Genomic DNA, 15,145 nt, shown 5'->3' with positions numbered 1-15,145 from the left:
TCAGTCCAGTCCGAGGCTGCGAGCGATGAGCATCAGCTGGACCTCTGTGGTGCCCTCGCCGACTTCCAGGATCTTCGAGTCCCGGTAGTGCCGAGCGACCACGAACTCATTGATGAAGCCGTAGCCTCCGAAGACCTGGGTGGCGTCGCGGGCGTTGTCCATGGCCGCCTCACCGGCGATCAGCTTCGCGATGGCCGCCTCGGTCTTGAACGGCTTTCCCGCCAGCATGCGGGCCGCGGCGTCGTAGTAGGCCAGCCGGGCCGAGTGCGCCCGGGCCTGCATGCGGGCGATCTTGAAGGAGATCGCCTGATTGGAGCCGATGGGGGCCCCGAAGGTCTCCCGCTCCTGGGCGTAGCGGACGGATTCGTCCACGCAGCCCTGAGCGGCCCCTGTGGCCAGTGCGGCGATCGCGATGCGACCCTCGTCGAGGATGCCCAGGAAGTTCGCATAGCCCCGCCCGCGCTCGCCGAGCAGGTTCTCTTCCGGGACGCGGACGTTCCGCAGGGTCAGCGGATGGGTGTCGGAGGCGTTCCAGCCGACCTTGTCATAGGCCGGTTCCGCCGTGAAGCCCGGGGTGTCGGTGGGCACCAGGATCGTGGAGATCTCCTTCTTCACGCTCCCGTCGCCCAGCGTCCGCTCTCCGGTGACGGCGGTGACGGTGACCAGGGAGGTGATGTCGGTCCCGGAGTTGGTGATGAATTCCTTGGTGCCGTCGATGACCCATTCGCCGTCCTCCAGCACCGCGCGGGTGCGGGTGCCTCCGGCGTCGGAGCCGGCCTCGGACTCGGTGAGCCCGAACCCGGCCAGCCGCTCTCCTCTGGTCAGCTCCGGCAGCCAACGTTCCTTCTGCTCAGGGGTGCCGAAGCGGTAGATCGGCATCGCCCCCAGGGAGACGCCGGCCTCCAGGGTGATCGCCACCGACTGGTCGACCTTCGCCAGTTCCTCCAGGGCCAGGCAGAGGGCGAAGTAGTCACCGCCCTGGCCGCCGTGCTCCTCCGGGAACGGGAGGCCGAACAGCCCCATCCCGGCCATCTGGGAGACGACCTCGTAGGGGAAGGAGTGGGCCTCGTCGTGGGTCGCCGAGACGGGGGCGACCACCTCCCGGGTGAAGTCCCTGACGGCGCCCACGAGGGCCTGGTGCTCCTCGCTGAGCATGTGGTCCATCGACTGTGGCATGGGTTCAGTCCTCCTTGGTCACGGTCGCCAGCACCTGGCCGAGCGACACCTGGTCTCCGGCGGCCACGGCGATGCTCACCGTGCCGTCGAACGGGGCGAGCATCCGATGCTCCATCTTCATCGCCTCGATCGTCACCAGGGGATCCCCGGCGGTCACCTGCGTGCCGGTGTCGGCCTCGACGGCGATCACGGTGCCGGGCAGCGGTGCGGTGACCTCCGGCGACGCCTCGGAGAGCTCGGCCTCCCGCTGGGTGAGAGCGGTCACCGTCTGCGCTCGCCGGTCCGCCACGGTCAGCCGGACGGTGAGGCCGCCCGCCCACACCCAGACCTCCGCGCCGTCCCGCACGAGCGCCACCGGTCGGGACCGTGTCTCACGGGTCAGCAGGTGCGTCCCGGGGCGGGAGGTCGAGGCGCCGGTCGGCAGCGGGGTCAGCGTCGCGGTGCCGTCGAGCTGCACCATGGCGGTGAGCTGCTCCCCGCCGGGGGAGCAGTGGGTGACCAGCAGGGTGGGCACCGCCGGCTCGGTCAGCCGCCAACCGTCGCTGGTCCAGCCTGATCCCATGCCCGACGCCGGCCCGGCCTGTGGTCCGGCCAGGTGCAGAGCCGCGGCGGTGAGTGCGTCGTCGTCGGGCCGGGGGAACTCGAGCTCGGGAAGCCGGCGCTCGATCAGCGTGGTGTCCATCCGCCCTGCCCGGACGTCCTCGTCGGCGAGCAGACCGCGCAGGTAGGCCAGGTTCGTCTGGACCCCGAGCACCACGGTCTCGCCGAGTGCGCGGTGCAGCCGCGCCAGCGCCTGCTCCCGATTCGGGCCGGAGGCGATCACTTTGGCCAGCATCGGGTCATAGTTCACCCCGACGGAGGAGCCTTCACGCAGCCCGGAGGCCACCCGGACCCCGGGCCCGGAGGGTTCATGCAGGTGCAGGATGCGGCCGGTGGAGGGCATGAACCCTGCCTCGGGGGTCTCCGCGTAGACGCGCGCCTCGATGGCATGACCGGTGAGGACGACGTCGTCCTGGGTGAGCTCCAGCGGCTGGCCGGCGGCGATGCGCACCTGCTGCTCCACCAGGTCCACCCCGGTGATCTCCTCGGTGACCGGGTGCTCTACCTGCAGGCGGGTGTTCATCTCCATGAAGAAGAACTTCTCCGGCTGCGCGTCGGAGACCAGGAACTCCACCGTGCCGGCACCGCGGTAGTCCACGCTGCGTGCCGCCTCGCAGGCGGCCTCACCCAGCTCGGCCCGGAGCCGCTCACCGTCGGGGGAGTCCAGCAGCAGCGGGGAGGGGGCCTCCTCGATGACCTTCTGATGGCGGCGCTGCAGGGAGCATTCGCGCTCGCCGAGGTGGATGACGCGCCCATGGTCGTCGGCGAGCACCTGAACCTCGATATGCCGGGGGGAGCGGATCAGCTGCTCGATCATCAGCGCGTCGTCCCCGAATGCAGACCGGGCGACCCGCCGTGCCGCCGGCAGCGCGGCGGCGAGATCCTCGAAGCGCTCGACCACCTGCATCCCCTTGCCACCGCCTCCGGCCGAGGGCTTGATCAGCGCAGGAAAGGTCATCCCCGCGGCCGCGGCGACCAGTTCGTCGTCACCCAGCCCGGGTGTGGAGACGCCCTCGACCAGGGGCACACCGGCGGCGGCCACGTGGTCCTTCGAGCGGATCTTGTCGCCCATGATCTCTAGGGCGCGGACTCCGGGGCCGATGAACACGATGCCGGCCTCTGCACAGGCCCGGGCGAAGGCGGCGTTCTCGGAGAGGAAGCCATAGCCAGGATGGATGGCCTGCGCCCCGGTGACGCGGGCGGCCTCGAGGACCGCCTCGATGTCCAGATAGGAGGCAGAGGCCGCGGCCGGACCCAGGCAGACGGAACGGTCCGCCAGGCGGACGTGGGCGGCGTCGGCGTCGGCTTCTGAGTGCACCGCCACTGAGGCGATCCCCAGCCGGTGCAGGGTGGCGATCACCCGGCAGGCGATCTCCCCGCGGTTGGCCACCAGCACGGTGGAGAACAGCGGGGCGGGACGGGTCCTCGGGTGCTGCGGCATCTGGTCTCCTACATCCTGAACAGGCCGAAGTTCGACTCCGGCAGGGGTGCCCGCGAGCAGACCTCCAGCGCCATGGCGAGCACTCGGCGGGTGTCGGCTGGGTCGATGATGCCGTCGTCCCAGAGCCGGGCCGAGGAGTAGTACGGCTGCCCCTGGTGCTCGTAGGTCTGTCGGATGGGCTCCTTGAAGGACTCCTCCTCCTGGTGGCTCCAGTCGTCTCCGGCGGATTCGATCTGGTCGCGCTTCACCGTGGCCAGCACCGCGGCGGCCTGTTCTCCCCCCATGACGGAGATCCGCGCATTGGGCCAGGTGAACAGGAACCGTGGGGAGTAGGCACGGCCGCACATCGAATAGTTCCCGGCGCCGAAGGAGCCGCCGATGATCACGGTGATCTTCGGCACCCGGGTGGTGGCCACGGCGGTGACCATCTTGGCGCCGTTCTTGGCGATGCCCCCGGCCTCGTAGTCACGGCCCACCATGAAGCCGGAGATGTTCTGCAGGAACAGCAGCGGGATGCCGCGCTGGTCGCACAGCTCGATGAAGTGAGCGCCCTTCAGCGAGGATTCGGAGAACAGGATCCCGTTGTTCGCCACGATGCCCACCGGGTGCCCGTCGAGGTGGGCGAATCCGGTGACCAGGGTGGTGCCGTAGTCGCGCTTGAACTCGTGGAAGGCGCCGTCGTCGACGATCCGGGCGATGATCTCGTGGACGTCGTAGGGCCGGTTGACGTCCTGCGGGATGATGCCGTCAAGCTCGGCGACGTCAAGCCGGGGCGGGGGTGCCGCCTCCGCGCGTTCCCAGGCCCGCGGCCCCGGGGGCGGGAGGGTGGCGACGATGTCTCGGGCGATCTGCAGGGCGTGGTCGTCGTCCTCGGCGATGTGGTCGGCGACTCCGGACTGGGCGGTGTGGACCTTGGCACCGCCCAGTTCCTCGGGCGTGACGACCTCTCCGGTGGCGGCCTTCACCAGCGGCGGGCCACCGAGGAAGATGGTGCCCTGGTTGCGCACGATCACCGATTCGTCACTCATCGCCGGCACATACGCCCCGCCAGCGGTGCAGGAGCCCAGCACCGCGGCGATCTGGGGGATGCCCTGCGCGGAGAGTTGGGACTGGTGGTAGAAGATCCGGCCGAAGTGGTCCTCATCGGGAAAGACCTCGTCCTGCATCGGGAGGAAGGCTCCTCCGGAGTCCACCAGGTAGAGGCAGGGCAGGTGGTTCTCCGCGGCGATCCGCTGGGCGCGCAGGTGCTTCTTCACCGTCAGGGGGAAGTAGGTGCCCCCTTTGACGGTGGAGTCGTTGCAGACCACCATCACCTGTCTGCCGTGCACGAGCCCGATGCCGGTGATGATGCCGGCGCCGGGGGAGGAGTCCTCGTACATGCCGTGGGCGGCCAGGGCGCCGATCTCCAGGAAAGGGCTGCCGGCGTCGAGGAGCCGGTCCACGCGTTCGCGGGGGAGCAGCTTGCCACGCTGTTGGTGGCGCTGCCGGGACTTCTCCGAGCCGCCCAGGGCGGTGCGGCGCAGAGTCTGGCGCAGCTCTGCCCGCAGCTCGCGGTTCCGTCGGGCGTTGGCCTGAAAGGTCTCGTCCCGAGGGTCCACGGCGCTGGAGAGGATCTGCGAGATGCCCCGTGGCTCCACGTCGTCCTCCTGCAGTCCGGTAGATTTGAGTTAACCGATGTTCACTGAAAGCGACTCTAGTGGGGGTGATCACATGATGTCCATCCCTGAGGGTGCCCCGCTCACGCGCCGCCAGCAGGAGAAGGACCGGCGCCGCGGGGAACTCCTCGAGGCAGCCGGCCGGCTCTTCGGCACTCGCGGCTTCTCCGCCGTGGCGCTGGACGACATCGGCGGTGAGGTGGGAGTGACTGGCCAGGCCATCTACCGCCATTTCAAGGGAAAGCGGGACATGCTCTGCCAGCTGCTGCTGGGGGTGAGCGAGGAGCTGCTCGAAGGTGCCGAGCAGCTGCGTGCCCAGTCGCTGTCCCCGGAGGAGAGGCTGCATCGGCTCATCGCCTTCCAGGTGCGCTTCGCGCTGGGCAACCCTGAGGTCATCCGGGTGCAGGAGCAGGAGCTGGGCCGTCTGGCGGACGACGACCGGCGGCGCATCCGCCGGATGCAGCGCGAATACATGGACATCTGGGCCGAGAGCATCAGTGCCCTCCATCCGACGGCGGATGCCGAGGAGCTGCGGATCCGCGTCCATGGCCTCTTCGGTCTGATCAACTCCACCGCCCACTCGCTCAGGCACTTCCATGGCCAGGCCCCCTCGGCGCGGACCTCGCAGATCGGCGCCCGCGCCCTGGAGGTCATGGCGCGCGCCGCCGTGGAGGTCGAAATGCCCCGCTGAGCAGGGTTCCGCAGGCTGCCCTGCAGTTCTCCTGGCCGAAGTGTTGTGATCCACCTCACCGTGTTGTTAGCTTCGACCCTGTCGTCATCCATCGGACGTCGCCACTATCCTCGGCAGGATCCGGAGCACAGATGAACCTGAGCCATGAGACCCGCGACACCCTCGCATACGACGTCGGCCCGGTCGAGCCGGCCCTGCTGGAGACCACCATCAGCGACAACCTCCGGCTCACCGTCGAGGAGCATGGTGAGCGGGAGGCGCTGGTGGACGTCCATCACGGCCGGCGCTGGACCTACGCCGAGTTCCGCCGCGACGTGCGTCGGCTGGCCACCGGACTGCATCGCGCCGGAGTCAGGACAGGGCAGCGGGTCGGCCTCTGGAGCCCGAACCGTTGGGAATGGACGCTGACCCAGTACGCGACCGCCGAGCTGGGCGCGATCATGGTCACCATCAATCCCGCCTACCGCCAGCACGAGCTGAACCACGTGCTCGGACAGGCGGGCATCACCGTCGTGATCGCCTCCGACGTCGTCCGCGGCCAGGACTATCCGGCCATGCTGCGCGCCGCCGAACAGGAGCTGGGCGCTTTGGAGCTCAGGGTGATCCTGGGCTCCCCGGAGTGGGAGGAGCTGATGGTCCCGGAGCCGGATGAGGAGACGCTTGCCGCTGTCGCCGCCGGGCTGGACCCGGGCGACCCGATCAACATCCAATACACGTCCGGGACCACCGGCTTCCCCAAGGGTGCGACGCTGACCCATCGCAACATCCTGAACAACGGCTTCTTCGTGGGGGAGACCTGTCGATACACCGCACGGGACCGGATCTGCATCCCGGTGCCCTTCTACCACTGCTTTGGGATGGCCATGGGAAACCTCGGAGCCACCACCCACGGTGCGGCCATGGTCATCCCCGCTCCGACGTTCGATCCGCGCATCACGCTGCAGACCGTGCAGGACGAGCGCTGCACCAGCCTCTACGGCGTGCCCACGATGTTCATCGCCGAGCTCGGGCTCGAGGACCGCGACTCCTTCGATCTGAGCAGCCTGCGCACCGGCATCATGGCCGGCTCGTCGTGTCCGCAGGAGATCATGCGGCAGGTGATCGAGGTGATGCATATGGAAGAGGTCACCATCTGCTACGGCATGACTGAGACCTCACCGGTGTCTCTGCAGACGCACGTGAACGACGAGCTGGGCCGCCGGGTGGGAACCGTGGGACGTGCAGGCCCGCACGTGGAGGTCAAGGTGGTGGACCCGGTCAGTGGGGTGACCCTGCCTGTGGATCGCGACGGCGAGCTGTGCACCCGCGGATATCTGGTCATGCAGGGCTACTGGGACCAGCCCGACAGGACGGCCGAGGCGGTGGACGCCGAGGGGTGGATGCACACCGGGGACATGGCACGGATGGACAGTGCCGGGTACGTGCAGATCACCGGCCGGATGAAGGACATGGTGATCCGGGGAGGGGAGAACATCTACCCCCGAGAGATCGAGGAGTTCCTCTACTCCCATCCGGACATCGTCGACGTCCAGGTGATCGGAGTGCCGGACGAGAAGTACGGCGAAGAGCTCATGGCCTGGGTGCGGCTGCGCGACGGGGCCGAGCCGCTCACCGTAACGGCGCTGCGGGGGTTCTGCCATGGTCGTCTGGCGCGGTACAAGATCCCCCGGTACGTGACAGTCGTCGACGAGTTCCCCACGACCGTGACCGGGAAGGTGCGCAAGGTCCAGATGCGGGATGAGGCCCTCGACCTGCTCGCCACCCCGGGAGCGGTCGACGACGCGCGCGCCGACTGAGGGGTGGGCACGCTGAGCACGGGACCCTGGGGTGCCGCCCTCATGCGGCAGAGTGCTTGGAGGTTGTCCCCGGTGGTGGCCCCTGCCGGGTAGGGGAGCCGGTGGTCGATATCGCAACGAAGCACGGGGATCTCGCAGCCGGGAGGGGGCGCAGCGTCCGGTGCAGGTGATCGAGAGGATGTCGGGGCGGGCAGCCTCTGAGCCGGTCTGAGTGCGGGTTCGTCGGCGAGGTGGGCGATCCGTTCGGGCAGGAGGCGAGCAGGGGTGGAGGAACCCGCAGGCGTGGAGGCAGGGGCTCGCCTGCCCGCGCCGCCGGCGTCGCCTCCGCCGCCGCCTCCGCCGCCGCCTCCGCCGCCGCCTCCGCCGCCGCCTCCGCCGTCGCCTCACATTGTCCGCCCGGCTGCGTGAGCAGAACCTTACACGTCACAGGCGCCTGTACCCGCCGGTCACCAGCTCCTCCGGGCATGCGCCGCGTTATCATCGAGGCACCGACAGCAACGGGCGGCGACGAAGCCGTCCACGGCGAGACGAACAGGTGGCTGACGACGTGTCCAACGAGTCCGAGACTGAAACGACGACCCCCGCCCCGAGTGCCGAGAGCCCGCAGGACTACTCGCATCTCTCGCCCCGGCTGGCGGTGGGGGACTCCGAGCCGGACCGGAACCTGGCCCTCGAGCTCGTCCGCGTGACCGAGGCGGCCGCCATCGCCGGCGGTGCCTGGGTCGGCCATGGTGACAAGAACGGCGCCGACGGTGCCGCCGTGGACGCCATGCGCTCCCTTCTCGACACGGTGAACCTCAACGGCGTGGTCGTCATCGGTGAAGGGGAGAAGGACGAGGCGCCTATGCTCTTCAACGGTGAACGGGTGGGCAATGGCGCCGGGCCGGAGGCCGACGTCGCCGTCGATCCGATCGATGGGACCCGGCTGACCGCGCTGGGCTACAACAATGCGCTGGCGGTGCTGGCCGTGGCCGAGCGGGGTTCGATGTTCGACCCCTCGTCGGTCTTCTACATGGACAAGCTGGTCACCGGTCCTGAGGCGGCAGACATGGTGGACCTGCGCCTTCCGGTCAAGCAGAACCTGCACCTGATCGCCAAGGCCAAGGGCAAGCGCATCAACCAGCTGAATGTCTGTGTGCTGGACCGCCCGCGCCACGCACAGCTGGTGGAGGACATCCGCAATGCGGGGGCCCGCACCCGGTTCATCATGGACGGGGACGTGGCCGGCGGGATCGCCGCGGCCCGCGAAGGCTCCGGCGTGGACGCGCTGATGGGGATCGGGGGCACTCCGGAAGGCATCGTGACCGCCTGCGCCATCCGCGCGATCGGCGGCGTCATCCAGGGCCGTCTGGCCCCCACCGACGACGCCGAGCGTGAGGCTGCCGAGGCCGCGGGACATGACGTCTCGGACATCCTCACCACCGAGCAGCTCGTGACCTCTGACAACTGCTACTTCGCCGCCACCGGCATCACCGACGGCGACCTGCTGCGCGGTGTGCGCTATGAGGGCGAGCGGGTCACGACCCATTCGATCGTCATGCGCGCGAAGTCCGGCACGGTTCGCACTGTGGAGGCTGAGCACCAGGCCCGCAAGTGGGAGACCTACATCCGCAGCTGATCGGGACTCCCTCCCTGTGCTGGATGGTCGCAGGGCCGGCGGTCGGCTCCGTGTTCTATCGAGCCAGGAGCCGTCGGGTGAACTCAGCGATCCGGGCAGGATTCTCCTCGGCCATGAAGTGCCCGGCGTTGATCGGTTCGTAGGTGAAGTCGGCTGCCCAGGCACCCCAGATCTGGGTGGGGTCGAACCCGAGCTGGCTACCCCAGTCCTGTGAGATGACGGCCACGGGCATCGAGAGTCGTCGCCCGTTCGCGCGATCTGCCCGATCCATGTCCAGGTCGATGCTCGCCGTCGCTCGGTAGTCGGCGACGATGGATGGCACGGCCGCCGTGGACGCCCTCACGTAGTGGGCTCGAAGCTCCGGGGAGAAGGTGGTGCCGGTGGGGTCCCAGGCGTCGAGGAACGAGGCGAAGAACTCTCCGGCGACTGCCTCGATCATTTTCTCGGGCAGCCCTCTGGGCTGCGCCATGAGGTAGAGGTGCCAGGCGATCTTGGCGTCGACGCCGTGGAGGACATCCCAGGTGTCCATCGTCGGGAGCACGTCCAGTATCCCGGTGTGGGTGATCGTGTCGGGGTGATCGAGGCCGGCACGGACGCCGACGAGCGCGCCACGATCGTGGCCGATGACGGCGAATCGGTCATGACCGAGCTGCATGGCGACCTCGACGACGTCCGAGGCCATGGTGCGCTTCGAATACGTGTCCGGCGTCGCAGCCTCCGGCTTGTCGCTGTCCCCGTAGCCTCGCAGATCGATGGCGATCACGGAGTGGTCGCGGCTGAGGTCACCGGCGACGGCGCTCCACATCAGATGCGTCTGCGGGAAGCCGTGCAGGAGGACGACGGGCGGGCCGTGCCCTCCATGCGCGACGTTGAGCCCGACGCCGCCCGTGCCGGTGAGGCGGTCGTAGGTGAAGCCTGGGATCCTGAGATCAGTCATGGAGTCTCTCGTGTTCATCGGTGCTGGTCGGAGCTGACGGTGTGGGCGCGCCGGAGAAGATGCCGTGCTGGCCGGCTTCCACGCCGCTGCGGAGCGCAGGGATCAGGACCGCGTCGACCAGGATTTCGCGGTAGGTCGCGTCGGTCGACAGGCCGTTGAGCTTGCGGATGATGAGCGCCCCGGCGGCGACTTCCTCATAGGCGAAGCGGTCCGCTGTCGCGGGGAGCTCACCGCGGGCTATCGCGGACTGCAGGACGGCATCGGTGAGGCGGGCGCCGGTCGGACCTGCTGACGCCTCGATGTGTTCGCAGAGTTCAGGGTCACGCAACCCTGCCTGCATGATCGTCAGGCTGATGGGCTCGCCGGCGTCCATCGTCGCCTCCAGCCGTTCGAGCAGTGCCAGCAGATCTCCTCGCAGAGATCCCGTGTCGATCGGCTCGGGCTTGGTCGCCGCGGCGGGACCGGCCTTGATGGCGGCGACGATCATCTCCTGCTTCGTCGCCCACCGGCGGTAGAGAGTGCGTTTCGATGCTCGGGCGCGCCGAGCGACTTCTTCGAACGTGACACCGTCGACGCCCGATGTGCTCAGCACCTCGAGGACGACACCGAGAATCTCATCTTCTCTGGCGGTGTCACGGGGGCGACCAGGTGGTCTCGTCGTCACATCTGGGTTTAGATCCGTCACGGTCCGTATCGTAACACGTCCCCTGGAGTGCCACGGCGCCAGGTGGTCCACGATGCTCAGTCGCGGCGGCGGCACATCTGGTAGCCGTCGACGACCTCGTCGTCTGATCTTCGCGCAGAGTCTCGCTGACCTGGAACGATTCATCGACTCTCGGGTGCTTCCTGTCAGCCTGATCAGCATGTGACTTCTGAGTTACTTTCTTCTGGCAACCTCTTCACAGGAGTGAATCCCGTTGCTACTGTGTCGTTGGTCACAGCTCGGAACATGGGCTGTGGTCTGACAGAGAAACTCCTGAAAGGGGAGAAGAATATGAGCATCAGGCGAATCATGAGCCTGGGCGGCGTCCTCGGACTGAGTGCCGCAGCACTGGTGACGGTCACCCCCGTCTCCGCAGACTCCGGAGCGGACCTTCCGTCCGGGCCCGCCCAGGACGGCGTCGAAGTCGACGTCGTGCCTGACGGCGAGCAGGCCGAGGCTGAGGAGTACTGGACGCCGGAGCGGATGGCTGCCGCCGAACCCGTGGAGCCGGAGATCGTGGAAGAGGTGGACGGCGCCACCCTGGAGGACATCTTCAGCGAGTTCGAGGCGGCAGACCCGCGGACGATCGAGCCCCACCAGAGCCAGCAGCAGAACCCGGCGGACAGTCCGCACATCGGCAAGGTCTTCTTCTCCACCTCCGCAGGCGACTTCGTCTGCTCGGCGAACGTGGTGGCGTCGGCCAACCAGTCCACCGTCGCCACTGCCGGGCACTGTCTGCACGACGGCGGCGGGGGAGACTTCGCGAGCAACTTCGTCTTCGCCCCCGCCTACGACTACGGGGAGTCGCAGCACGGCGTCTGGGCTGCCGAGGAGCTCGTGACCTCCGACCAGTGGGCGCGAAGCGGCGACTTCGAGCATGACTATGCCTTCGCGGTCCTGGAGACCAAGAACGGCACCACCGTGCAGCAGCAGGTCGGCGTCGCCTCCGCGATCACCTTCAACCAGCCCCGCGGCCAGTACTACTCGGCCTACGGCTATCCGGCTGCCGCACCCTTCAACGGCCAGGAGCTGCACCAGTGCCAGGGCACCGCCAGCAACGATCCGCTCGGCGGCAGCACCCAGGGAATCCCGTGCGACATGACCGGCGGCTCCTCCGGCGGCCCCTGGTTCCTGGGCACCGGCTCTGCCGGCGCGCAGAACTCCGTGAACTCCTACGGCTACACCTTCCTGCCCGACGTGATGTTCGGGCCCTACTTCGGCGCTGAGGCCGAGCAGGTGTACGACTACGCCTCCACACGCTGAGCCAGGCGTATGATCGGGGCCCGGACCCTGAGACCAGGACCCTGAGAGAGGACCACGCATGACGACCGTCGAGGGTGAAGGCCGTGAAGGCCAGGAGGACGACGCCGAGGAACGCTCCTCGGAGGACGTGCCACCGCCCTCGGCGGCCGTCACGCATGAGCCGACCGAGTCGCCGGAGGAGGCGCGGGCCTACTGGACGGCGCGCCGCCGCCGTGAGGCTCGGCCCAGGGAGCTGCGGCGGGAGCCGCCTCCTGGGGAGAGCCGAGACTGAGGGTCAGTCCTGCCCCGGACGGCCGGGTGCGGCGAGGAAAGCTTCAGACTCAGCCTCGGCGCTCACGGAGACGCCCTCATCCGGAGCCAGGAACGCCGACTCACCGGCTCGAAGGACCAGCGAGGTCCCGTCGGCGGCTTCGCCCTCGACGTGGAGCTCGCCACGCAGGCACAGCAGCACGCTCGGCCCATGGGGGCGGATTCGAACGGCAGCGGTCTCCTGACCGGTCTCCCGGCGGTGAGCCCCCAGGGACAGATGCTCGAGCTGGAACTCCTCGCAGTCCGGGGCGTAGCGCCGTCGGTGCTCGTCCACCGAGGCAGGGGTGCACCAGGGCACCGGCAGCACCGCCGCGTCCGTCACGGCCAGCAGTTCGTCCACATCGATGTGCTTGGACGTCAGCCCGCCGCGCAGCACATTGTCCGAGTTGGCCATGATCTCCACGGCCACCCCGTGCAGGTAGGCATGCAGGTTCCCGGCGGGCAGGTACAGGGCCTGGCCGGGGGAGAGATCCACCCGGTTCAGCAGCAGCGCCACGATCAGGCCGGGGTCGTCCGGGAAGGCGGAGCCGGCACACCGCAGGGTGTCTGCAGCCGTCGGGTCCAGCCCGGACTTTTCCGTGCCCGTCTCGTCCAGCATCTCGACCACGGCGGCAGCGGTCCTCGCGAAGGCTCCGCGTTCTCCGCGCAGGATCAGTTCCAGGGCCTCGGCCAGGCGTTCAGCCTCCAGGAGATGCTGCAGCTGCTCCAGCGCCGCGAGCATCGGCACGTCGGCCGTGCTGCCGGCTGAGACGTCGGCCAGCAGACTGCGCAGTACGGCGACGTCGTCGGCGGCCGCCGGAGATGGGCGGAACCCGCAGAGCGCGGAGAAGTCCTCCACCGCCACCACCAGCTCCGGCTTGTGGTGAGTGTCCTTGTAGCTGCGTCGTGGGGAGTCCCGGGGGATCCCGGCCGCATCCTCGGCGGCGAAGCCTGCCTGGGCGCGTTCCCTGGTGGGATGGGTCTGGATGGACAGCGGCCGGTCGGCGGCCAGCACCTTGAACAGGTAGGGGAATCCGTCGTGCCCGTCCAGCAGCTCGGGGCGGCCTTCGCACAGGGCATCGAGGCCGGTGGGCGCGCCGTCGACTACCACCTGGGAGGGGGCCGCAGGGTGGGCACCCATCCACAGCTCGGCCTGCGGTCCGTCGGCAGGCAGGCCGAAGAGCCGGCTGAACGCAGTGGTCGAGCCCCAGGCATAGTCGCGTACGGGGTTGGTCATCCTGAACATCGCCAGAACACTATCAGCGGGCGCGGCGTGGTCCGGCAGATGCGGGCGGACTTCCGGAGAACTGTGGCCAAGCTCCCAGGGGAGCCTTCCTGCTCCGACGGGTGGGCTCAGCGCAGCGGTGTGCACTCATAGTTGCTGGAGGCTGCCTCTTCCAGGACGCCCTGCTGTCCGGCGTCCTGCAGGTCCCGCAGGTACTCCACGGTCAGGGGGGAGCCGTCGGGCTGGGTGGGGATCTCGGTCTCATCCTCCAGGGAGGGCTCGTCATCCTCCACGGCATCACGGGTCTCCACGGAGGCGGTGGTGACCACCGCGGCGCCCAGCACCGGCTTCTGCGGTCCGGCGGAGCTGAACCAGCTGCCGCCTCCCTCCTCCTGCTCGATGAGCTCGTCCACGCGTTGATGGATCTCATCGAAGTCCGGGTAGGTGGAGAACTGATCGCCGGCTGAGCCGAAGTCCGGGGCCCCCAGGACCAGGCGCTGCGGCTTCTGCTCCTTGGCGTCCACGGCGAGGTCCAGGAAGGAGCCCAGCTGTGACTGCGGCAGGTTGGTCTCCACGACCTGCTCGCCGGCATCCATGATCTCGGTGAACCGGGTGAGCAGGGTCTGCGGGTTGAACTGGGCGATCATCGCCTGCTGGATGCACTGCTGCCGCTGGATGCGGTTGTAGTCGGAGGAGAACGTGCGGGAGCGTGCGTAGGCCAGCGCGTCCTCGCCGCTGAAGGTGTGCTCTCCGGGGCCCCACCAGTTGTCGCCCCAGGTGCCGTCCGGTCGCGGGCCGCGGTAGGGGACCCAGCCTCCGGAGTCCACGGTGACCCCGCCCATGGCGTCGATGAGGTGGGCGAAGCCGTCCATGTCGATCATCACGTAGCCGTTGACGTCGAGGTCCAGGATGCCGGAGGTGGCGTCCATCATCGCTTCGGCGCCGGGGTCGTCGGCGTCGGGGTAGAGGTCCTGATGGTGGTTCATCACATCCGTGTAGAGGAAGTTGATGATGCACTCGTTGCCGCAGTCATAGCCGGTGGGGTAGGCGTCCCAGAGGGGGGATCCCTCGTTGAACCGTGCGTTCTGGAAGTTCCGCGGGATGGAGATGAGGATCGACTCTCCGCTGTTCTCGTTGACGCTGACCACGTGGATGGAGTCCGGGCGCAGCCCTTCGCGGCCCTCGCCCGCGTCGGCGCCGAGCAGCAGGAAGTTGTACCGGCCGTCGACGGCGTCGATGGCCGGGCCGGCGCTGAAGATGCCCGAGAGCGACCCGCGGGACTCGTTGACTAGGTGCGCGGCGTAGCCCAGTCCGCCCGAGGTGATCGCCATCAGCAGCACGGTGGCGACGGCCATGATCGGCTTCAGCCCGGGCGCGAGGGTGGTGATCCGCAGCAGTCGGAAGGTGTCGATCCACAGGACGGCCCAGCCGACGGCCAGGGCGCCGAGCAGCACGGTGAGCATCCACAGGGTGAAGGGACGGGTCGCCAGGCCCAGCACCAGCCCGCGCAGCGTGAAGAACATGACGACGCCGACCAGCAGCACCGCCCAGACCGCGATCGTCACCGCCACAGCCTTGCGCCCGAAGCCCCGGTGGCCGGCGGCGATCTGCGCGGAGCCGGGCAGGAACAGGGTCATGGCCAGCAGCAGGACGGCCCGCCGGGTGCGGTCGGTGGAGGAGCCCCTCTGCGGGCTGCGGACGACCTCGGGTTCGGTCGTGAAGCGGTGATAGGTGACGTTCGCCGGGGTCATC

General features: G+C 68.7%; 12 protein-coding genes. 5 read left to right on the top strand and 7 right to left on the bottom strand.

The window, feature by feature from the left end; genetic code table 11:
* The 3 genes from HNR09_RS02345 to HNR09_RS02335 are packed head-to-tail and all read right to left on the bottom strand — an operon-like array spanning position 1 to position 4,815.
* Positions 1-1,164, bottom strand: coding sequence for an acyl-CoA dehydrogenase family protein (locus HNR09_RS02345; RefSeq protein WP_179542964.1), 1,164 nt, complete (start codon positions 1,162-1,164; stop codon positions 1-3).
* A gap of 16 nt (positions 1,165-1,180) precedes the next feature.
* Positions 1,181-3,217: an acetyl/propionyl/methylcrotonyl-CoA carboxylase subunit alpha gene (locus HNR09_RS02340; RefSeq protein WP_179540588.1), complete on the bottom strand. Its 2,037-nt coding sequence runs from the start codon at positions 3,215-3,217 to the stop codon at positions 1,181-1,183.
* An 8-nt stretch (positions 3,218-3,225) separates the two neighbouring features.
* Positions 3,226-4,815: a carboxyl transferase domain-containing protein gene (locus HNR09_RS02335; RefSeq protein ID WP_343047575.1), complete on the bottom strand. Its 1,590-nt coding sequence runs from the start codon at positions 4,813-4,815 to the stop codon at positions 3,226-3,228.
* Between the two features lie 112 nt (positions 4,816-4,927).
* Between HNR09_RS02335 and HNR09_RS02330 the strand changes: the two genes are divergently transcribed.
* The 3 genes from HNR09_RS02330 (at position 4,928) to glpX (ending at position 8,977) form a co-directional block, all read left to right on the top strand.
* Positions 4,928-5,563: a TetR/AcrR family transcriptional regulator gene (locus HNR09_RS02330; protein ID WP_179540587.1), complete on the top strand. Its 636-nt coding sequence runs from the start codon at positions 4,928-4,930 to the stop codon at positions 5,561-5,563.
* A gap of 131 nt (positions 5,564-5,694) precedes the next feature.
* The gene (locus HNR09_RS02325; RefSeq protein ID WP_179540586.1) at positions 5,695-7,359 is read left to right on the top strand and encodes an AMP-binding protein; all 1,665 of its coding nucleotides are present in this window, start codon (positions 5,695-5,697) and stop codon (positions 7,357-7,359) included.
* A 547-nt stretch (positions 7,360-7,906) separates the two neighbouring features.
* Complete coding sequence (gene glpX, locus HNR09_RS02320) at positions 7,907-8,977, top strand: class II fructose-bisphosphatase (RefSeq protein ID WP_179542962.1); 1,071 nt, start codon at positions 7,907-7,909, stop codon at positions 8,975-8,977.
* A 55-nt stretch (positions 8,978-9,032) separates the two neighbouring features.
* Here the strand turns inward: glpX and HNR09_RS02315 are convergent, their stop codons facing one another.
* Both HNR09_RS02315 and HNR09_RS02310 read right to left on the bottom strand, forming a co-directional pair.
* Positions 9,033-9,914, bottom strand: coding sequence for an alpha/beta fold hydrolase (locus HNR09_RS02315; RefSeq protein WP_179540585.1), 882 nt, complete (start codon positions 9,912-9,914; stop codon positions 9,033-9,035).
* Entirely contained in the window at positions 9,907-10,506 is a 600-nt protein-coding gene (locus HNR09_RS02310) for a TetR/AcrR family transcriptional regulator C-terminal ligand-binding domain-containing protein (RefSeq protein ID WP_218881864.1), read from the bottom strand. Before HNR09_RS02310 ends, HNR09_RS02315 begins: the two co-directional genes overlap by 8 nt.
* A 402-nt stretch (positions 10,507-10,908) precedes the next feature.
* On the opposite strand from HNR09_RS02310, the gene HNR09_RS02305 reads away from it, so the two are divergent.
* Positions 10,909-11,880 (top strand): trypsin-like serine peptidase, encoded by a 972-nt coding sequence (locus HNR09_RS02305; protein WP_179540583.1) that lies wholly within the window; start codon positions 10,909-10,911, stop codon positions 11,878-11,880.
* A 58-nt stretch (positions 11,881-11,938) separates the two neighbouring features.
* Positions 11,939-12,151, top strand: a complete 213-nt coding sequence (locus HNR09_RS02300; protein WP_179540582.1) for a hypothetical protein — start codon at positions 11,939-11,941, stop codon at positions 12,149-12,151.
* A gap of 3 nt (positions 12,152-12,154) precedes the next feature.
* Here the strand turns inward: HNR09_RS02300 and manA are convergent, their stop codons facing one another.
* Positions 12,155-13,414, bottom strand: a complete 1,260-nt coding sequence (manA, locus tag HNR09_RS02295) for a mannose-6-phosphate isomerase, class I (protein WP_179540581.1) — start codon at positions 13,412-13,414, stop codon at positions 12,155-12,157.
* A gap of 107 nt (positions 13,415-13,521) precedes the next feature.
* Positions 13,522-15,144: an LCP family glycopolymer transferase gene (locus tag HNR09_RS02290; RefSeq protein WP_179540580.1), complete on the bottom strand. Its 1,623-nt coding sequence runs from the start codon at positions 15,142-15,144 to the stop codon at positions 13,522-13,524.
* Position 15,145: the final 1 nt, after the last annotated feature.

It is taken from the genome of Nesterenkonia xinjiangensis (genome assembly GCF_013410745.1).
Taxonomy (GTDB): Bacteria; Actinomycetota; Actinomycetes; order Actinomycetales; family Micrococcaceae; genus Nesterenkonia; species Nesterenkonia xinjiangensis.
The sequence above is the reverse complement of the archived record's forward strand: the minus strand, read 5'-3'. Positions and strand labels throughout refer to the sequence as shown.

Excerpts from the sequence above, each read along its gene's own strand:
- HNR09_RS02345 (WP_179542964.1), bottom strand. The coding sequence starts at position 1,164 with ATGGACCACATGCTCAGCGAGGAGCACCAGGCCCTCGTGGGCGCCGTC.
- HNR09_RS02290 (WP_179540580.1), bottom strand. The coding sequence starts at position 15,144 with ATGACCCCGGCGAACGTCACCTATCACCGCTTCACGACCGAACCCGAG.
- HNR09_RS02300 (WP_179540582.1), top strand. The coding sequence starts at position 11,939 with ATGACGACCGTCGAGGGTGAAGGCCGTGAAGGCCAGGAGGACGACGCC.
- HNR09_RS02330 (WP_179540587.1), top strand. The coding sequence starts at position 4,928 with ATGATGTCCATCCCTGAGGGTGCCCCGCTCACGCGCCGCCAGCAGGAG.
- HNR09_RS02305 (WP_179540583.1), top strand. The coding sequence starts at position 10,909 with ATGAGCATCAGGCGAATCATGAGCCTGGGCGGCGTCCTCGGACTGAGT.
- manA (WP_179540581.1), bottom strand. The coding sequence starts at position 13,414 with ATGTTCAGGATGACCAACCCCGTACGCGACTATGCCTGGGGCTCGACC.
- HNR09_RS02315 (WP_179540585.1), bottom strand. The coding sequence starts at position 9,914 with ATGACTGATCTCAGGATCCCAGGCTTCACCTACGACCGCCTCACCGGC.
- HNR09_RS02325 (WP_179540586.1), top strand. The coding sequence starts at position 5,695 with ATGAACCTGAGCCATGAGACCCGCGACACCCTCGCATACGACGTCGGC.
- HNR09_RS02340 (WP_179540588.1), bottom strand. The coding sequence starts at position 3,217 with ATGCCGCAGCACCCGAGGACCCGTCCCGCCCCGCTGTTCTCCACCGTG.